Origin of the sequence: Epilithonimonas pallida (assembly GCF_900182975.1) — a bacterium.
Classification (GTDB): domain Bacteria; phylum Bacteroidota; class Bacteroidia; order Flavobacteriales; family Weeksellaceae; genus Epilithonimonas; species Epilithonimonas pallida.
In genome coordinates, this window is sequence record NZ_FXUO01000002.1 from 334,204 (window position 1) to 353,862 (window position 19,659).

General features: G+C 33.4%; 14 protein-coding genes. 2 read left to right on the plus strand and 12 right to left on the minus strand.

The features are described 5' to 3' along the window. Positions 1-133: 133 nt before the first annotated feature. Positions 134-2,371 (minus strand): TonB-dependent receptor, encoded by a 2,238-nt coding sequence (locus tag QOL71_RS04755; protein WP_283415821.1) that lies wholly within the window; start codon positions 2,369-2,371, stop codon positions 134-136. Between the two features lie 164 nt (positions 2,372-2,535). On the opposite strand from QOL71_RS04755, the gene QOL71_RS04760 reads away from it, so the two are divergent. Continuing rightward, complete coding sequence (locus tag QOL71_RS04760) at positions 2,536-3,036, plus strand: superoxide dismutase family protein (protein ID WP_283415822.1); 501 nt, start codon at positions 2,536-2,538, stop codon at positions 3,034-3,036. 50 nt (positions 3,037-3,086) lie between these two features. Here QOL71_RS04760 and QOL71_RS04765 read toward each other — a convergent pair whose 3' ends face one another. From QOL71_RS04765 to rpiB, 6 genes are all read right to left on the minus strand, one after another. Then, the gene (locus QOL71_RS04765; protein ID WP_283415823.1) at positions 3,087-3,455 is read right to left on the minus strand and encodes a YraN family protein; all 369 of its coding nucleotides are present in this window, start codon (positions 3,453-3,455) and stop codon (positions 3,087-3,089) included. Positions 3,456-3,478: 23 nt separating this feature from the next. After that, positions 3,479-4,417 (minus strand): S66 peptidase family protein, encoded by a 939-nt coding sequence (locus QOL71_RS04770; RefSeq protein WP_283415824.1) that lies wholly within the window; start codon positions 4,415-4,417, stop codon positions 3,479-3,481. A 213-nt stretch (positions 4,418-4,630) separates the two neighbouring features. Further along, positions 4,631-5,308, minus strand: a complete 678-nt coding sequence (locus QOL71_RS04775; RefSeq protein ID WP_283415825.1) for a LysE family translocator — start codon at positions 5,306-5,308, stop codon at positions 4,631-4,633. 175 nt (positions 5,309-5,483) lie between these two features. Further along, complete coding sequence (locus QOL71_RS04780) at positions 5,484-6,659, minus strand: T9SS type A sorting domain-containing protein (RefSeq protein WP_283415826.1); 1,176 nt, start codon at positions 6,657-6,659, stop codon at positions 5,484-5,486. 44 nt (positions 6,660-6,703) lie between these two features. Beyond that, entirely contained in the window at positions 6,704-8,851 is a 2,148-nt protein-coding gene (rnr, locus tag QOL71_RS04785) for a ribonuclease R (protein ID WP_283415827.1), read from the minus strand. Between the two features lie 238 nt (positions 8,852-9,089). Then, positions 9,090-9,521: a ribose 5-phosphate isomerase B gene (gene rpiB, locus QOL71_RS04790; RefSeq protein ID WP_283415828.1), complete on the minus strand. Its 432-nt coding sequence runs from the start codon at positions 9,519-9,521 to the stop codon at positions 9,090-9,092. A gap of 721 nt (positions 9,522-10,242) precedes the next feature. Here rpiB and QOL71_RS04795 point away from each other — a divergent pair. After that, complete coding sequence (locus tag QOL71_RS04795) at positions 10,243-11,433, plus strand: phosphoglycerate kinase (RefSeq protein WP_283415829.1); 1,191 nt, start codon at positions 10,243-10,245, stop codon at positions 11,431-11,433. Positions 11,434-11,653: 220 nt separating this feature from the next. Here QOL71_RS04795 and QOL71_RS04800 read toward each other — a convergent pair whose 3' ends face one another. The 5 genes from QOL71_RS04800 to QOL71_RS04820 all read right to left on the minus strand — a co-directional run bounded on the left by QOL71_RS04800 (position 11,654) and on the right by QOL71_RS04820 (position 19,644). Then, complete coding sequence (locus QOL71_RS04800) at positions 11,654-12,475, minus strand: class I SAM-dependent methyltransferase (protein WP_283415830.1); 822 nt, start codon at positions 12,473-12,475, stop codon at positions 11,654-11,656. Between the two features lie 84 nt (positions 12,476-12,559). Further along, positions 12,560-14,422: a tRNA uridine-5-carboxymethylaminomethyl(34) synthesis enzyme MnmG gene (gene mnmG, locus QOL71_RS04805; RefSeq protein WP_283415831.1), complete on the minus strand. Its 1,863-nt coding sequence runs from the start codon at positions 14,420-14,422 to the stop codon at positions 12,560-12,562. Positions 14,423-14,619: 197 nt separating this feature from the next. Then, on the minus strand, positions 14,620-15,036 hold the full coding sequence (ybeY, locus tag QOL71_RS04810) for an rRNA maturation RNase YbeY (protein WP_283415832.1): 417 nt from the start codon (positions 15,034-15,036) through the stop codon (positions 14,620-14,622). A gap of 4 nt (positions 15,037-15,040) precedes the next feature. Beyond that, positions 15,041-17,197 carry a patatin-like phospholipase family protein gene (locus QOL71_RS04815; protein WP_283415833.1) on the minus strand — a complete coding sequence of 719 codons (2,157 nt, stop codon included), beginning with the start codon at positions 17,195-17,197 and terminating at the stop codon, positions 15,041-15,043. A gap of 2 nt (positions 17,198-17,199) precedes the next feature. Further along, the gene (locus QOL71_RS04820; RefSeq protein ID WP_283415834.1) at positions 17,200-19,644 is read right to left on the minus strand and encodes a bifunctional UDP-N-acetylmuramoyl-tripeptide:D-alanyl-D-alanine ligase/alanine racemase; all 2,445 of its coding nucleotides are present in this window, start codon (positions 19,642-19,644) and stop codon (positions 17,200-17,202) included. Positions 19,645-19,659: the final 15 nt, after the last annotated feature.

Genomic DNA, 19,659 nt, shown 5'->3' on the forward strand with positions numbered 1-19,659 from the left:
AAGTTAAGAAATCTGCTTGATTAGCTTAATCTGCGAGATAATATATCTTTAAAAAATTAAATAATATCCTTTTAAAAGATAGGCATTCGAATGTAAGTCTTTTATCTTTTCTCTATTTTCTTTCTTCTAATTATTACAAATTATTATTAATCGCATCATTCGTTTTATCAACCCCGAAACTTACAAATACTCCTACAAAAACAAACGTATTAACAGGTGGTCTAACGGCCGTTCTACTGTTTCCATCCGCAGAATAATTATAGCCGTAAATATTTTTATTTCCAAGAATATTATTAATGCTCAAAACAAATACAGTAAATGACTTTGAATCTTTCTTCCCAACACTCGGAACATAATTGATACTGAAATTCAGTCCGCTGTAATCTTTCAGCTTTCCTTGGTGACGAACGATATTCTCTCCATTTTCTGAAACCAAATCATAATAAGGTCTTCCTTTCGAATAAGTGTAAGATAAATTAAATCCTGTTTTCCAGTCCATCACAAATTTCTTAGCAACGGCATTGAATGTATGTTTCGAAGCAAAATTCGGTGCTAAACTAAAAGGATAGTTTAAGAAATTTCTTTTAGAATCCAGGTAGGAATAAGTCAGCCAATAATCGATGTCTTTGAAGGTTTTCTTATCTCTCCAGAACAATTCGATCCCTTTTGCAAAGCCTTTACCATTATTGCTATTGGCAATTTGATAATATTGATTTTGATTACTGGTCATTAAGCTATCTGAGATATAAGATTTTGTTTTAATAAGACTTTTATAATCTTTATAAAACGCTTCGAATCTCAAATTTCTTCCGTCAGAATTCTTTTGAACCTGAAATATATAATGGTCTGCTCTCTGGAAATCAAAATTCTTGCTGTAAAGATATTTACTTTCCGGATTCTGATAGAATATCCCGTAAGCGAAAGAAGTTGTCCAGTCTTTGGAAATCCTATAAGCTAAAGCTGCTCTTGGCGAAAAATTCCATTTTCCGAGATAAGAAGAATGTTCTGTTCTCGCCCCAATTTTTGCCGTCAGATTATTAGTAAATATCAAGTCGGTTTCCGCAAAAGCTGACGAAATCAAATCTTTATAATCTCTTTCAAAAGAGCTGTACTTCATCGTTTCATCCGCATTATTTAATTCAAAACCAGCTCTCACAATGCTTGCTCTGTTGATCTTTCTTTCAACAACTGCTTTGGCGTTGATGTAATTTGATTGATTATTGATTGGCGTATTAGATTGTTGCACATCATTAAGAAAAGTCGCAAAATTCAGGTCATTGGAATTGTATGTGTAAGATGTTCCGATATTCAAAAGATACTTTCCGAATTTTTCTTTGTAGGATAAATTGTGATACATATTCTGCCCTTTCAGACTGACCATGTTTCTGTCAGAATCTTGCTCCAGGCTCTCAGAACCAACGGCCATTTTGTTTTCATCAATGCTTCCATAATATTTGATAAAACCACCTTTTTTGGTTTTGATTCTGAAGTTTCCATCAAATCCATAACCTTGCGGATATTTGTCAAAATCAGTATTAAAGTTGAATAATTTTCCCATTAATCCAAGATTCGAATAACCACCTGCGACGCCCCAGGAAGCTGTTTTTTCCTGATTTAGTTTCTGATAATTCGCACTTAGAAAAATCGGAGAAACACCGAAATCAAACGACGTTGTATCCGGCAAATCCACACTTTCCAAAATCAGAACAGAAGACAACGCCTGTCCATAAACTGCTGAATATCCACCACTTGAAAACACATTACCTTTAAATAACGATGTATTGAAACGGTCTCTACCAGCAATTCCCGGAACTGAATTGGTAAAATAATTATTGACCAGATTGCCGTCTATAAAGATTTTGGTTTCGGCGCCTGTTCCACCTCTCACAAATAATCCTTCGCTTTCTCCTACTTTCTGAACACCCGGCAAATAGCCTAAAGCTGAGGAAATCTGTCCATTAGCGCCGGCTGTTGTATAAACATCCAAAGGCGTCAGTAATGCCGTCGCACGTTTTTTATCGCTGGCTTCTATGCTTCCTGCAGTAATCACAACTGCATTGATTTCACTGATTTGCTCCTTCAGATTAGCATTCATCGCAATATCTTTTCCCTCAATTTTCACAGGTAGTTCAACCTCATCATAATCTTTCCCGGAAAAAACCAAAGTCTTATCTCCTGTTTCTGTAGTTGTGAAAGAATAATTTCCATTTGCGTCGGTAGTTGCGCCATCATACGTATCTTTAAGCGTTACGCTGATGTCTTTCAACGCTTTGTTCTTATAAGTGACTTTTCCGGAAATGGTAATTTGTGACCAGATGCTAATACCAACCAAAAGAAAAAAAAGTGTGAAAATTCTGCTTTGAGTTTTCATAATGTTAATTTTGGTTCAAAGATATTTCAGCCCATAATAATATAAAATTAATTATGACCGAACCGTTGATATTGCTAACCGAACCGTTAATGTTTCACGTAAAACAATTCTTTACCATATTGGCTTTAAATTTGTTATATCAGAAATCAATAATAAACTATCTTATGAAAAACTTATTACTAATTGGAATCGCTGGTTTGACACTAGCTTCCTGCAAAACCGTATCAAAACAATACACTATTCGTCCAAAATCTCACACAGAAACCCAGGGAACGGCAACTTTCATACAAAAAAAAGGTAAAGTTGAAATGGATCTTAGCGTTTTCAAATTAACACCTGGACTTCATGCTGTTCACATCCACGAGTTTGGAAATTGTAGTGCAACTGATGCTTCATCTGCCGGCGGGCACTGGAATCCTTCCAAAGATGATCATGGAAAATGGGACACAGAGCATTTTCATATGGGAGATATCGGCAATTTAGACGCTAAGAAAGATGGCCAGGCAAGATTGGTTTTTACCACTGATAAATGGTGTCTTGGTTGTGACGATCCTATGAAAAATATTATTGGAAAAGCGATTGTTATCCATGCCGGAGTTGATGATTTTCATACACAACCGACCGGAAACGCAGGCGGAAGAGTTGGATGTGTGGAGATAAAATAGTAGATTAAAGGTTCAAGATATTAGGATTTAAAAAAACTTCAACCTAAAAATCATATTTCAAAACTTTGGAAAGCATCAATAATATGATGGATTTCCAAAGTTTTTTGTTGATTAGGAAGGACAGAAATAATATCAAATCTAACTTCTTTATTAATATTATTTTCTTCGATAAAATAATTGGCGGCAGAAACTAACAGTTTGATTTTCTTTTTGTTAACAGCCTCCTGAGGTTCCAGAAAAATATCCGTATTCCTGGCTTTTACCTCAGCAATGATGATTTGATTTTCAAACTCGGCGATAATGTCAACTTCAGCTTTCAGATAACGGAAATTACGCGCTAAAATTTTATAGTGATTCTTAATTAAAAAATCAACAGCAAGGTCTTCCGCTATTTTTCCAAAATCATTGTGGTCAGCCATTTCCCAGTATCAAAAATTTGAAATTAAGAGATTTTGAAATTTACTAGAACATTTTTTTCAACTTTCAGATTGATTTCCGCACCGATTATCAAAGGCCTGTTATCAAAAATGTGACCGTTGGTAAAACCAAAAACCGTTGGAAAATCATATTTGGAAACCCTGTCTGCGATCAATTGATATGCGAATGAATCGAAGGATTCTTCGTATTCTTTGTTCTCATTTTCTTTTCCCATATTGGTCATTCCGCCAACAATTAATCCTTTGATTTTGTTGAAAGCTCCCACTAGTTCAAGACTCATAATCATTCGGTCAAGCGCATAAAAATTTTCACCAATATCTTCGATAAACAAAATTTTATCTCTGAAATCAAATGTATATGGAGTTCCTAAAAGTGCATAAACCAAAGCGAGATTACCACCAACCAAAATTCCGGAAGCCTCTCCTACTCTATTATTCGGATTTAAATCAATTTTATAATTAGGTTTTTTGCCTTTCAGAATATCAAAAATAAGTTCATAACTTTCTTCTGTAACGCCAAAGCTGGAAGTTTTTATGGTTTGACCGTGGATAGTAGCAAAACCTTTTTTCAACAGATAACTTTGAATCACCGTGTTGTCAGAATAACCAATATACCATTTAGGATTCTTCCTGAATTCTGTCAGTTTCAACTCCTGCAAAAGATGCTGGCAGCCATAACCACCTCTTGAAGCCCAGACTGCAGAAATTTCCGGATCGTTTAAAGCCCAGTTGATATCATTGATTCGTTGTTTTTCTGTTCCGGCATAAGAATAGCCATTTTGGTATTTTGTGTAGAGATTTTCGCCTAAAACAGGTTCGTAACCTTTGATCCTGATTAATTCCAAAGTTTTGTCCAATTGCGGGATCTCAACAGAACCAGCCGGGGAAATGATTGCAATTTTATCTCCTTTTTTCAAAGATTTTGGGAAAGTTGTGTTTTGCATTTGTGTTGATTAATGATGTTGATTTAACGCAAAGGTCGCAAAGATTTTTTGAATTTATTGAAAATATTTTTTGTTAGCAAAGGCGCCTTAAGGACTGATGTAGATTAATGACACAATCTTCAACTTTGCAAAGCGAAACCCGATACGAATGGCTTCTTCGAGAGCTTCAGAGTGATAAAGCGGAATTAAGGACGGATAAAGGCACCCAAATTTTTACTTAATCTTCGGTTGTTGCTTTTCTGCTTTTTCTAATTTTTCTTCGAACTTATTGAACTTTTTAAAGCTTTGTAAGAAAATAAAAATACTGAAGAATATAAGAATAATTCCAACGCCTTTTCTGATCTGGTTCGCAACTCTCTGATTAAGTTTGTAATGAAACTGTTTTGCCAAAAGGATTTTGAAAAGATCAATTAACAAATAGGTTCCGATAACAATAGCGATATAAAAAACAAAGTCCTGAACTTTTGGATAGGCATTCCTAACGGATATCACCGTAACCAGCCAAAAAAGTACGACGCCAATATTAAGAAGATTGAGTAAAAATCCATTGAAATAGGTTTTGAAATAATTCTGATTGATTAATCTTTCTTCGCCTTCGATATGCATTTTTGTCTTAGAAACGAGCATATAAAGAGCATAAATGAAAATCAGAAATGCCGATATCTTGTAAAACCCGGGATGTTTATCAATAAGATTGACTAAGTCCGCGCTGGCATAGTAACTGACCACAATACAGAGAATATCTGCAGAAATCACCCCTAAATCCAGGGCCAAAGCGTGCCTTGGACCACGGGAAAAACTTGTTTCTATCAACAGGAAAAATATGGGACCGATAAAGACCAAGCTGAGCATTATTCCTAATCCGATAGCGTATAAAATGAGTTCGAGCATTCGATTTTAAATTTCAGAACCGGCTGTAAAAATAGAGATTTATAATTTAAAGCAATGTTTAAATTTCATCAAAATTGATTTTTCTTACTTAGAATATATGATTTTATAAAAAACTCTGAAGTAAAATTACTTCAGAGTTTAAAATTTATTAATATTTGTCTATTGCATTTCTAACTTATTCTTTAATAATCTTTTGTGTCGTTTTTTTACGATTGGTTAGAATTTCAACAATGTAAACACCTTTTGGAAGATGTGTAAGATTAAGGGAAATTTTAGAGTCTTTGGATGAATTTTCTATTACTTTTTTCCCCTCTAGGTTAAAAATACTAACAGTCTTATTTTCTTTGTTCTGATTTGAAATGTATAGATAATCTTTTGTTGGTACAGGATATATTATTTCTTTGAAATCAATTTCATTTGTAGACAATAAGTTAGTATCAAAATATCTATATATTGCTCCTCCTTCACCATTACCTGTATTATAATCTCTGCCTGCTAATATCCAGTTACCATATTTTTCAAATATTATTGCTGGAGTTGTTACCGACCAATCCTGACCATAATTACCACTAGAATATCCACCATATGTCCCCCCTAAATATAAAACATTATTGTATCCAAAAATTGTTGTTGGACTACAAAAATGAACATATGGAGAAATATTTGTCCATGTTTGTCCAAAATCATTAGACTTATGAATCACAGAACCACATCCATTATACACAGCAACAAAGAAAGAATTATTTTGAATTGTTAATGCACTAATAGCCCAATTAGGATTTGTTGTGATTAGCTCCCAATTTCCATTTCCTACTTTACTATATAGTTGTGAATTAAAGGTTAAGTAGTATACATTATTGTAAAAGTCTATATCGGTAATATTCCCGGTAGACAGGTTAGATTGAATATTTGTCCAGTTTATTACATTTTTATCAGTTTTATAAACGCTTCCACTTACATTTATAATAAGTTCATTATCTGTTACAAGTATTCTTGAAACAGAAGGGTAAATTCCAAAATTATTTGGAAGACCATTATTTATAGGATTGAAGCTTATCCCATTATCAACAGATTTATAAATCCCTCTAGAGGTTCCTATATACACAGATTCATTAATTTTATCAATCTGAGCATAATAGATCGTTCCTGAATTATTTAGTGATAATAAATTCCAAGTGTCGCCATGATTACTAGACTTATACAAAGCTCCATCTGCAACGGCAAATATGGTAGGTGTTATTTCATTTGTTGAAATAGAAGTTACATTTTTCTTATCTAATCCTAACTTTATCCACTGAGAATAAAATATAACATGAATAAATAGAGTAAAAAGGAGTAGTATTTTTTTCATAGTATTGAATTTTTTTCAAAATTAATAATTCTTAATGTAAATAACTAAATAATCTTAAAATCCAGTTGCTTAGCGATCAAATTAGCCTTTACAACTTTAATTTTTATCTTGTCACCAAGCTGATAAGTGTTTCCAGTTCTGGAACCTACAATCGCATAATTCTTCGCATCTAGAGAGTAGGAATCATCAACCAAATCTCTCAATTTAATCATACCTTCTGCTCCATTTTCAGGAATCTCTACCCAGAAGCCATATTCTGCAACACCGGAAATTACGCCTGAGAAGACTTCCCCAATGTGATTTTCCATAAACTTGACCTGCATAAACTTGATAGAATCTCTTTCCGCATCTGCAGCCAGACGCTCCATTGCTGAACAGTGTTTTGCTTTCTCCTCTACTTCCTCTTTGTTAGGCGACTTTCCGCCATCTAAATAATGTTGCAATAATCTGTGGGCAATCAAATCCGGATAACGACGGATGGGCGATGTAAAGTGCGTATAATAATCGAAGCCAAGTCCGTAATGTCCAATCGGATCTGTAGAGTAAACGGCTTTGCTCATACTTCGCATCGCCAGAGTTTCTATCATATTTTCCTCTCCTTTTCCTTTGACATCACTAAGTAATTTATTCAAAGATTCAGCCACTTTTTTAGTATTTGCCAAATCCATTTTGTATCCGAAAGTGTAAACAAATTCCTGAAGTGATTTCAGCTTTGCCGGATCCGGATCGTCATGAATACGATAAATAAATGTATTCCCGGTTGGTTCCTTTCTTTTATTTAATGAAACAAATTCGGATACTTTTTTATTCGCCAATAACATAAATTCTTCAATCAAATGATTAGAATCTTTACTGACTTTGAAATATACCCCAATCGGATTGCTCTCCTCATCCAGATTGAATCTTACCTCACTTCTGTCAAAGGTAATCGCACCATTTCTGATACGTTCCTGGCGCATTATCTTGGCCAATTTATCCAATTGTAGAATTTCTTCAGTCAAATCTCCTTGCTGGGTTTCAATTCTTTCTTGAGCTTCTTCATAAGTGAATCTTCTATCGGAATGAATGACCGTTCTGCCAAACCATTGTTTGTGGATTTTCGCTTCGTCATCCATTTCGAAAACAGCAGAAAAAGTAAATTTATCCTCATTAGGACGCAGTGAACAAACATCATTACTTAAAACTTCAGGCAACATAGGAACTACTCTATCCACCAGATAAACCGAAGTCGCTCTTGCATAAGCTTCGTCATCTAAAATGGTTCCGGGCTTTACATAATGCGAAACGTCCGCAATGTGAACGCCAATCTGCCAAAGGCCGTTTTCCATTTTCTGAATGGATAGGGCATCATCAAAATCTTTTGCGTCCTTCGGGTCTATCGTAAAGGTGCAGATATCACGCATATCCCAGCGTTTAGCCACTTCTTCATCATTAATGCTCCTATCAATTTTATCTGCATCGTGTTCTACTTCCGGTGGGAAATTATAAGGTAGTCCATATTCGGCTAGAATGGAATGGATCTCGGTCTCATGTTCTCCGGGAGCGCCAAGAACGGTAACAATCTCGCCTTCCGGATTCTTGCTGTTTGTATCCCATTTCAGCATTTTGACAACAACTTTATCACCATCTTCCGCATTATTGAAATGATTTCTGGAAATAAACATATCTGTATTGATGACCTTCTTATCAAAAACCACAAAACCGAAATCTTTTTCAGGAATTTTCTGGAAAGTTCCGACAAACGTCTCTTTTGCACGTTCCAGAACTTCTACCACAGAACCTTCCAATTTTTTCCCTTTATAATTGTAGGTGATTATAAGCACTTTGTCACCTTGCAATGCATCTTTTACATTTTTCTGATGAATAAAAATATCATCTTCCAAACCTTCAACTTTTACATATGCGTTTCCGGATTGATTAAAATCGATTGTCCCTGCCAAAGTTCCTTCAACATTAAGGTTGACAATATATTTTCCTTTTTCCGTTTCTTTAATTTTCTGAGTAGCCAAAAGCCTGTGAAGCGCCTGAATTACCAGTTCTCTTTGTCTTGGATTTTTGTAATCTATACCTTCCGCTATCTGTTTGTAATTATAGATTTTGGAAGTTTTCTGATTCATAAAACGAAGGATTTTTCTTCCTAAATCGAGGAGTTTCTGTTCGTTTTTATGACTTGTATGTTTTTTGTTTTTCATTTGTTTATAATTATAATTCAACATCATTTATCAACAACAATAATAATCCATAATCGGATTATTTTATTCAATAAATATATAATAAAAATAGGGGAGTTTTGGAAACCTTTATATTAATTTATGGTTTCGTGAGAAAGAACATTCTCTGTGAAATGCTCTGCAAAGATACAACTTTATTAATAATATGAATTTCCATTTAATTTCAAAAAAAAGACTTACAAAAATGTAAGCCCTATATTTAGCAAAATGCAATTTTATCAACCCTTTTCTGATGTCTCCCTCCTTCGAAATCAGTAGTGAGAAATTTATCTACAATTTCTATAGCCAATTCTTTTGAAATGAATCTCGCAGGAATAGAAATCATATTCGCATCGTTATGCTGTCTTGCAAGAGAAGCAATTTCCGGCATCCAACAAAGCGCACATCTTATTTTCTGATGTTTGTTTGCGGTAATTTGAACACCATTTCCGCTTCCGCAAATAAGGATACCTAATTCGTTTTCTCCGTTTTCAACAGATGATGCTGCAGGATGCACAAAGTCCGGATAATCTACAGAATCAGTAGAGTAGGTTCCAAAATCCTGAACTTCATATTTAGTTTCAAGATATTTTTTAATAATTTCTTTATATTCAAAACCGGCGTGATCCGCGGCTAATGCTATCTTTTTCATTTTTATTTATTTAATATTTATCAATTGTTAGTTCGAATAGGTTAGTGATTGAATTATTTATTTATAAAATTACTACATATTTTGCAATTGTTGGTAAGATATTTTAATACCATTAATAAATATAACTTATAATGATTAATTATACATCAATATAATTTGTATTATGATATATAAAAAACAAACAATTTTTAAAATTATTAATTATTAGATAATACAATGTTAAAAATTGTTAGAAAACCTGTGGAAAACTTCTATTAAATTTTTCTTTTAAAATTCATCAAATTTTGTAATGCAGATTTTCTAAAAATGTTTGATCAAAAATTTTGGAAAACTTTTATTTCATATTTGCTTCTTTTATCCGCATTAGAGTTTTAAATATTCATAAAATATTGGAGTTATAAACAATTGTTAGTAATGTATTTAATTTACTGAAAATCAAAATAAATATTATGTTGAATTCTTATTGATTAAGAATTAATTCCTGTGATGAAATATTTACAATTTAGTTATCCGCAAACTCTCGTCTACAACAATATACTACAATCTTATTTTTTTAAAAAAAAGAAAAGAAGTTGTTTATGATTGTAAATTGACTTTGTGGAATTTTTTTGAGAATAAAATTTCCGAAAGGAGGGAATAAGTTTTAAATTTGTGAAACAAAGAGAGGAAATTTTTCAATCTCTATTAAAAACCTCTATTAAAAACCTCAAATAAAAATTTAATGAAAACAATAAAGGATTTCGATTTTAAAAACAAGAAAGCTTTAGTAAGAGTTGATTTCAATGTTCCTCAGGATGAAAATCTTAATGTAACTGATAATACAAGGATTACGGCTGTAAAACCAACTGTAGATAAGATCCTTAATGATGGTGGTTCAGTAATATTAATGACTCACCTTGGTAGACCAAAAGGTGAAGTGAATGACAAATACTCTCTTAAGCATGTTTTAGAAGAAGTTTCTAAAGTTCTCGGTAAAGAAGTAAAATTTGTTGAAGAATCGGTAGGAGAGAGGGCAGAACAAGCAGCAGCTGAACTTCAGCCGGGAGAAATCTTGTTATTGGAAAATCTACGTTTTCACAATGAAGAAGAAAAGGGTGATGAAGCCTTTGCTGAAAAGCTTTCAAGATTAGGTGATGCTTATGTTAATGACGCTTTTGGAACAGCTCACAGAGCACATGCTTCTACAGCCGTAATTGCTCAATTCTTTCCTTCTACTAAATTTTTCGGTTTACTAATGGAAAAAGAATTGATTGCTATTGATAAAGTACTTAAATCTGGTGAAAAGCCTGTAACTGCGATACTTGGAGGTTCTAAAGTTTCAACAAAAATTACAATAATAGAAAATATTCTTCCGGCAATTGATAACCTGATCATAGGAGGTGGAATGTCTTTTACATTTATCAAAGCTCTTGGAGGGAAAATTGGAAAGTCCATTGTTGAAGATGATAAATTGAATCTTGCTCTAGAAATTTTAGCTAAAGCAAAACAACATAATGTAGAAGTTTATCTTCCGACGGATGTTATTATAGCTGATGATTTCAATAATGATTCTAACAGAAAAGAGTGCAGTATCAGAGAGATACCGGAAAATTGGCAAGGCTTGGATGCAGGTCCTAGATCTAGAGAAATTTTCAACGATGTTTTGCTAAATTCTAAAACAATCCTGTGGAACGGTCCAATCGGTGTTTTCGAAATGTCAAATTTTGCTGCTGGAACTAAAGCTTTGGGTGATAGTATTGCTGAAGCGACAAAATTGGGAGCTTTCTCATTAGTTGGTGGAGGAGACAGTGTTGCTTTCGTGAAACAATTCGGTTATTCTGATAAAGTGAGTTATGTTTCGACAGGAGGAGGAGCAATGCTGGAAAGTTTAGAAGGGTTGGAACTTCCGGGAGTTGCTGCCATTAACAAATAGAAATTTACTTTTCAACATAAATTATAAAACCGACAAATTTTTGTCGGTTTTTATTTTGTCTATAATTGATCAAGGTTCAAATAAAATTTTTTAAGCGATTCTCAGCGAATTTAATTTTAGATTAAAATAACTTGAAATTTTCTATTTTTTGAAATTATTAACAATTTTTCAACAAAACAGGTGAAAATTGACCTTCAGAAATATATCAAAAATCGATTTTCTATTTTTTTTCGATAATATATATCAAACTCGAAAATTCGTTCGAAAAAAGTGCTTTTACGTTGGAAATTGATCCGTGAAAGACAGCTTTTAACCAAAAAAGTGGTGATTTCTTATATTTTTCACTTAACATCGAGATATAAAATGAATCGAGTAGGAGAGGCTTGATTTTTCTTAATTTCCAATCCGGATTTTTTGAAATCAGATTTTCCATTCCATTTTTTGAAAAATGATAGATATGTCTTGGAACATCATACGCTGCCCAGAATTCTTTATAGTGATTCGCATCGTACGAAGTTGGATTAGGAACAGCGATAATTAGCAAACCTTTTTCTTTTAATTTTTGATTAAATAATTCCAACATTTCAGCCTGATTTTCTATATGTTCGAAAACGTGCCATAATGTAATTGCATCTAAAGATTTATTTTCTACTGAAGAAATATCATCAATAATTTTTGCTTTTCGAGTTTTATTGATTGCAGCATTCCTTGCATCTGAATTGGGTTCAAATCCAAAAGTTTGGAAATCATTTTCAATATACTTTACAAATTCTCCAGCGCCGCAACCATAATCCAAAACTTTAGAATCTTTTTTAATTCTATCTACGAGAATCTTTTTTTTGTATTGAAGATTAAAAGACTGTAAAAATTTATAAAGCTTTTCTTTCAAACTTCCCGAATCCTGATGATGCGAAATATAATCTTCGCTCTCATAATATTTTGAAATATTAGAAGGAATAGGGGAGGTTTTGAAAACACCTTTTGTATCAGTTTCTACAATTTCAAATTCTTCTTGTGTAAGAAAATGGTCTTTAATTTTCATAAATTAATTCAAAGTTTTTAAACAAAAAGAACAATGAAAAATAACATTGTTCTTTGAAATGTTTCACGTGGAACATTTATAATTTTATCTTCCCAGATATATCAAAAGTACATTAATATCTGCAGGAGAAACTCCACTAATTCTTCCAGCTTGTGCAATAGTTTTAGGTTTTACTTTACCCATTTTTTGTTTAGCTTCAGCAGAAAGAGAAGTGATTTTTGAATAATCAAAATCTTCAGGTATTCTGATGGTTTCCAATCTATTCAATTTAGCAACATTTTCTTTTTCTTTTTCTATGTAACCTTTATATTTAATATTGATTTCAGCTTGTTCTCTTACTTCATCTGCATATGTAGAAGTGATTTCTTTTATAGCTTCAACAGCTTCTAATCTTTCCAAAGTCATATTTGGGCGAGTCAGGATTTGAGCTGCTCTGTAAGCTTGGTCAACAGGAGAGGATTCTATTGTTTCTAGAATTGGATTGATGATTCCTGGTTTGAGAGAAGTTTCTCTAAGGAAAGTCTCTAATTCATCACTTTTAGTAATTTTTTCTTCCACTTTTCTTAGTCTATCTTCTTTTGCTAAACCAAGATTATATGCCTTTTCAGTTAATCTGATATCCGCATTATCTTGTCTAAGAAGTAATCTATATTCAGCTCTGGAAGTGAACATTCTATAAGGTTCTTCTGTTCCTTTTGTAATCAAATCATCAATTAATACACCGATATAAGCTTCATCACGATTAAGAATGAATTCTCCTTTATCGTGAACTTTATTATGCGCATTGATTCCGGCAATTAAACCTTGTCCGGCAGCTTCTTCATAACCAGTTGTGCCATTGATTTGACCAGCGAAATAAAGGTTTTCAACCAGTTTTGTTTCTAATGTATGGTTTAGTTGGGTAGGAGGGAAGTAGTCGTATTCTATCGCATAACCAGGACGGAAAACCTTTACATTTTCAAAGCCTGGAATATGTTTCATAGCTTTGATTTGAACATCTTCCGGAAGAGAAGAACTGAATCCATTCACATAGATTTCTACAGTTTTCCAGCCTTCTGGTTCAACGAATAATTGATGTCTGTTCCGCTCTGCAAAACGATTGATTTTATCTTCAATACTTGGGCAATATCTTGGTCCTAAACTCTGAATTGTTCCGTTAAACATTGGACTTCTGTCAAATCCTTCTCGTAAAATATCATGTACAGTTTCGTTAGTATATACAATATGACAGCTTAATTGTTTGGTTAACTTAGGCGTATCTAAATAACTGAATTTCTGAGGATTTTCATCGCCTTTCTGTTCTTCCATTTTGGAATAATCGAGGCTTCTTCCATCCACACGTGGTGGTGTTCCTGTTTTCATTCTTCCGGCTTCAAAACCTAAAGAAACCAATTGTTCTGTAATTCCAAAAGCTCTAGGTTCTCCCATTCTTCCACCGCCTAATTGTTTATCTCCAACGTGAATCAATCCATTAAGGAAAGTTCCATTCGTTAGAACAACAGATTTGGCTTTGATTTCTATTCCAAGAGATGTTACAACGCCAGTAACCTTATTATTTTCAATAATCAACTGCTTTACCATATCCTGGAAAAAATCTAGATTAGGTGTGTTTTCTAAAGCTAATCGCCATTCTTCTGCAAACAACATTCTGTCATTCTGTGTTCTTGGAGACCACATTGCAGGACCTTTGGAAAGATTCAGCATCTTAAACTGAATGGCAGATTTATCCGCTACAATACCGGAATAGCCTCCCATTGCATCGATTTCTCTTACAATTTGTCCCTTTGCAATTCCACCCATTGCAGGATTACAGCTCATTTGTCCAATGGTTTGCATATTCATTGTGACAAGGAGCGTTTTTGAACCAAGATTGGCAGCAGCAGCAGCAGCCTCGCAACCTGCGTGACCTGCTCCAACTACAATTACGTCATATATTTCGTTTATCATATTCTATATTTTAAAGGTAATGTTTCACGTGGAACATTGACCATAATATTGAAACTAGCCCCGATTGACTCAATGTTTTTTAATTATTTTTTATTGAATCGTCGAAGTTCATTCTTCGCTTTGTAGCGATTACCCCGCAACTAGCTTTGGGAAAAGCATTGGCGTGAGGGGTATGAGCGGAAAGCGGGAAATAGCTCCTAAAAATTTTTAAACTGATTGATATAAAAATCTTCTTTTGCTCGCATTTGGGTTTGTTCTTCCTCGGTTTTATCCTTGTATCCGCAAAGATGAAGAATCCCGTGAGCCAAAACGCGATTGAATTCTGCTTCAAAGTTTTGGGATAGAGTAGAAGCGTTGTCCAAAATGCGCGGCAAAGATACGAAAATATCTCCCGAAATGGTTTTTCCCTTCACATAGTCAAATGTGATGATGTCTGTATAATAATCGTGGTCGAGATAATCCTGATTGACCTTGAGAAGATACTCGTCATCGCAAAAGATATAATTGATTTCGCCTAGCTTTTTGTTTTCCGTAAGAATCAAATTTTCCAGCCATTCAGAAGTTTTTGAATGGATTTCTACATTATCAATTTCTTCAAAAAAATAGTTTATCATATTTTTAAAACCAATGTCCTAAGATGACACTGAAAACGCCTTTATGTTTGTTAAGAGATTTGCTGAAGTTAACTTTTATCTGGCCAAAAGGAGATTTGTAACCAGCGGTGAGTCCGATAGAACTGTAATTGAGCTTGACAGCATCTTCAAATTTGATAGAGCTGAACATATTTGCAAAACTGAAATTCCCTATCAGGAAATAGTTTTTATTGAATCTCAATTGTAGATCATTGGAAGCAATGAATATATTATTATCTGTCAAAGATGCAAACGGATAACCAGCAAATTGTTTATAATTGACAATAGGCTGCTCAAAGATTCCACCGACTCTATATTGATAAAAAGAAGGTAAATTATCGCCAATCGTGATTCCGCCATACAGATTCAAACGGTAAGTAAACATTTTCGAGATATAGAAGTTCATCTTGATATCTGCTTTTATATTGATTGGCTTTTTCTCTAAATCCGAATTGAAAAGATCAATGATCTTCCCTTCAGCGTTAAGATAAAATCCTTTTGTCGGAAAATCGCGGTCGTTCTGTGTATCACTTTTTAAGAAAACATAAGGATTAAGATACTTTTCGATGATTTTATTCGTACCATTACTCTCACTTTCGAAATAATCATGACTCAAACCTCCGCCGATTGCAAATTTATCTTTCCAAACGGACTGAATAAAAACCTCATTTCTGAACCAGTCCCAAGTTTCGGTTGTATTATTGTCAAAATTTTTGAGGTTAAATGTCATTCCTGATGAATATAAACCAAAACCAGGAATATATCCGTTATCTATAAAGTAGTTGAAATAATATCTCGGATTATCTCCAATTACTACATCTAAAGACAAATTGGAGTTTCTAAATAACAAACGCTTTGCTGAATAATTGAGCAACAATCCGGTCTTGAAAACTTCGTCGTAATGGAGCCCAAATTTCAAAAAATGACGGGATTCATCCTCAGTGACATATAATTTGAGATAACTGCTGTTGTTTTCCTGAACAATATCGTAATTAATGAACTTATAATTGTTGGTTGCGTACAATTTATCAATCATCTTATTCACACTTCCATAAGTCTGCATAGAAGGCAGTTTAAGCCCCATTTTTCCACGAATGTAGTTGGATTTATAGATCCTTCCATTTTCTACAACAAGACTGTCTATTTTGTAAACGCTGGAATAAATTGGATTGATTGACGATCTTATTCTGTCAAAATTCCGTTTTGGTAATTTGTTAAGAATATCAACATATTTTTGTGCTTCAACATAACCACTGTCCAAGATTTTCCGTTTATCATCATAACTTGTAGCAGTCATTCCGGTAAGGTCCGGTTTGATATTGATATCTGTGTACTTATACTGGTTAAGTGTTTCCTTTTTGATGTTGATATCAATGATTTGATTAAGAATGGAAATAATGCTATTCAGATTCTCACGTTTTGCCAAAGGCTGATTGAGGTCAACACCAATAACAATATCAATTCCTTTATCTTTCAAAGGTTTTGAAGGAAAATTGACCGTCATCGCACCATCAACATAAATACTATCACCAACTTTCACAGGATCTAAAAGCGAAGGAAATGCGGAACTCGCCATAATAGACGAAACCAAATCGCCATTCTCAAAAATCTTCATCTGACCGCTTTCTATATTGGTTCCGATGCACATAAAAGGAATCGGAAGTTTGGAGAAATCATCAATATTTGAAACGTTTCTCAGAAGTTCTTTCAGCAGGTAAACATTTCTCTGACCGGTACTAATAGAAGAGGGAAATGTAATCTTTCCATTTTTCAAGGGAACGGTAAACAGATATTTATCAACACTTTTGTTGAAAAAACTGGTTTCCTGTCGGGTTTTTGGGTCGGTTATTAATGAGTAGAAATCGGTATCCATTACGATTTTTTCGATGTCTTTACCTGTATAACCAGCCGCATAAAGTCCACCGACAATTGCACCCATACTGGTTCCGGAGATATAATCGATTTTAACACCAAGAGAATCCAAAACTTTCAAAACACCAACGTGTGTAAATCCTTTTGCGCCACCTCCGGAAAGAGACAATCCAATTTTAGGATTTTTCGGAATGACAAGATTTTCCTTTATCTGAGAATAACACATCAGATAAGCTAAAAATGGAATCAGATAGAAGAGCTTCTTGATCATTGTTAATTTTTTATATAGATTCTTTTGACTCTGGGAGAAATTGAAGTTAATACTTCATAAGTAATGGTGCCACAATATTTTGCAAATTCTTCTAATGACGGATTAGAATTAAAAATTGTTACGGAATCGCCTTCTTTTGCATTTACATTATCTACATCAATCATCATCATATCCATACAGATGCTTCCGACAATTGGGCAAAGTTGATTGTTGATACCAATATTCCCGACCTTGTTTCCAATCAATCTCGGAATTCCGTCCGCATAACCAACAGGTATGGTGGCAATCTTTGTATCTTCTTCCGCTTTGAATCTTCTGCTATAACCAACAGATTCTCCAGTTTTTATATCAGAAATTTGAGAAATAACGGTTTTAAAACTGACTGAATGCTGAAGCTGCTTTTTAATTTCCGGGTTTGAAGTTTCTCCGATCATTCCGATTCCGATTCTTACCATATTATATTGATAGTCAGTGTAATTGGTAATTCCAGAAGAATTAAGGATATGTCGGATTGGCTCATAACCCAATTTATCAATCAAATGACTCGAATTTTTTTCAAAGGTTTTTAATTGATTCAATGTAAATTCTTTTTCTTCAGGCATATCAGAAGATGAGAGATGACTGAAAATACTTTGAACTTTGACATTCATAGCGTTTAATTTTTCAGTTAATTCATCTAATTCAAAATCCTTAAAACCAAGACGATGCATTCCTGTTTCTAATTTGATATGAATCGGATATTTCAGCTGATTTCCTGATTTTATCAATTGCTCATTGAATAATTCTAAAACTCGCAGACTGTAGATTTCCGGTTCCAGATTATATTCGATAACGCTGTCGTAACTGTGTTGTTCAGGATTCATAACAATAATCGGAGTTGTGATTCCTTTTTTTCTCAGTTCAACACCTTCATCTGCAAATGCAACACCAAGATAATCAATATGATGGTGCTGCAGAAATTCGGAAATCTCATAACTTCCTAATCCATAAGCATTGGCTTTTACCATTGCCATCATTTTGGTTTCGGGTTTTAATAATGATTTATGAAAATTAATGTTATGAAGAATCGCATTCAGATTGATTTCCAAAACTGTATCGTGTTTTCTGAGCTCAAGAATTTCCTTAATTTTTTCAATCTCGAATTTTCTTGCACCTTTCAGAAGAATAACCTGATTTTCTATATCGTTAATAACTTTACTATCAATAAATTGGTTGGTATTATTAAAAGTAAAAGTTTCGGAACTAAATATTTTATAAAATGAGCTTATTTCCTCTCCAATCAAAAAAACTTTATCAAAATTTTGTTCATTCACCAGCTCAGAAACTTCGGAATATAACTCTTGAGAATTCTCATTTGTATCAAGAATATCTGTAAGAATCAGAGATTTTTTTGGTTTGTTATATTCACCGATAAACTGAAACGCAATTTTCAAAGAATCTAAATCCAAATTATAAGAATCATTGATAATCAGATTATTTCTAATGCCTTCAATACTTTCCAGACGCATTTCAATCGCTTTGAGCGCATCGATTTTTTCTTTAATCTGAAGATTTGATAGCTTCAATTCTTTCAAAATTCCTATCAAAGCCAATACATTGGTTAATGTTGCCTCATCTCTTTGATTGATTGGAAGTGAGAATTCTTCTTCGAAATATTTGATTTTAATATCCTGAATTCGGTCATTAACATCAGAAACTATTGTGATGTCATTATTATTCTTTAATCCGTAAGATATTAATTTTTTACTTGAATATAATTGATTGATTAATTTGTCTGTCAATTCGTTATCAGAATTATAAAATATAATTTCTGAATGTTTGAACAGTTTTAATTTTTCTTGAATTAATTCTTCCTCGGAACTGAAATTAGCTGAGTGAGCAGTTCCAATATGTGTTAATAATCCAATCTTCGGGTGGAAAACATTTTCCTGTTTTTCCATTTCGTCAGGCTTGGAAATCCCAACTTCGAAAATTCCTAGTTCGTGTTTTCTATCGATTTGCAATAGTGACAGAGGTAAACCAATTTGAGAATTAAAACTCTTTGGGCTTTTAACTGTAACATATTCATTAGAAAGACATTGATACAGCCATTCTTTCAGAATTGTTTTTCCGTTACTTCCGGTTATTCCAATCGAATTGATGTCAGAATGTTCGAAATGGTATTTGGCAAGAGTCTGTAAAAATTCAACCGAATTTTTTGTAATGATTTGATTGATAGAAGAATTGTCAATTTGATGTTCAGTGATAATCGTATCAATTCCTTTTTCTATAACATTCTCTATATATTTTTGCCCGGAATTCTTTTTGGTATTGATCGCTAAAAACGCAGTATGTTTTGTAGAATAAATAGTCCTGCTGTCAAAAGCAATATTTTTGATTTTGATATCTTGATTTCCAATCACTTCAGAATCGGTAATTTCTGCAATTTCTTTTATTGTATAATTCATTGAATATCAAAAACT

What these genes read in the sequence shown, in the direction of transcription:
- rnr (WP_283415827.1), bottom strand. Translation starts at nt 8,851, where the DNA reads ATGAAAAACAAAAAACATACAAGTCATAAAAACGAACAGAAACTCCTC.
- QOL71_RS04780 (WP_283415826.1), bottom strand. Translation starts at nt 6,659, where the DNA reads ATGAAAAAAATACTACTCCTTTTTACTCTATTTATTCATGTTATATTT.
- ybeY (WP_283415832.1), bottom strand. Translation starts at nt 15,036, where the DNA reads ATGATAAACTATTTTTTTGAAGAAATTGATAATGTAGAAATCCATTCA.
- rpiB (WP_283415828.1), bottom strand. Translation starts at nt 9,521, where the DNA reads ATGAAAAAGATAGCATTAGCCGCGGATCACGCCGGTTTTGAATATAAA.
- mnmG (WP_283415831.1), bottom strand. Translation starts at nt 14,422, where the DNA reads ATGATAAACGAAATATATGACGTAATTGTAGTTGGAGCAGGTCACGCA.
- QOL71_RS04770 (WP_283415824.1), bottom strand. Translation starts at nt 4,417, where the DNA reads ATGCAAAACACAACTTTCCCAAAATCTTTGAAAAAAGGAGATAAAATT.
- QOL71_RS04760 (WP_283415822.1), top strand. Translation starts at nt 2,536, where the DNA reads ATGAAAAACTTATTACTAATTGGAATCGCTGGTTTGACACTAGCTTCC.
- QOL71_RS04820 (WP_283415834.1), bottom strand. Translation starts at nt 19,644, where the DNA reads ATGAATTATACAATAAAAGAAATTGCAGAAATTACCGATTCTGAAGTG.
- QOL71_RS04815 (WP_283415833.1), bottom strand. Translation starts at nt 17,197, where the DNA reads ATGATCAAGAAGCTCTTCTATCTGATTCCATTTTTAGCTTATCTGATG.
- QOL71_RS04795 (WP_283415829.1), top strand. Translation starts at nt 10,243, where the DNA reads ATGAAAACAATAAAGGATTTCGATTTTAAAAACAAGAAAGCTTTAGTA.
- QOL71_RS04765 (WP_283415823.1), bottom strand. Translation starts at nt 3,455, where the DNA reads ATGGCTGACCACAATGATTTTGGAAAAATAGCGGAAGACCTTGCTGTT.
- QOL71_RS04800 (WP_283415830.1), bottom strand. Translation starts at nt 12,475, where the DNA reads ATGAAAATTAAAGACCATTTTCTTACACAAGAAGAATTTGAAATTGTA.
- QOL71_RS04775 (WP_283415825.1), bottom strand. Translation starts at nt 5,308, where the DNA reads ATGCTCGAACTCATTTTATACGCTATCGGATTAGGAATAATGCTCAGC.
- QOL71_RS04755 (WP_283415821.1), bottom strand. Translation starts at nt 2,371, where the DNA reads ATGAAAACTCAAAGCAGAATTTTCACACTTTTTTTTCTTTTGGTTGGT.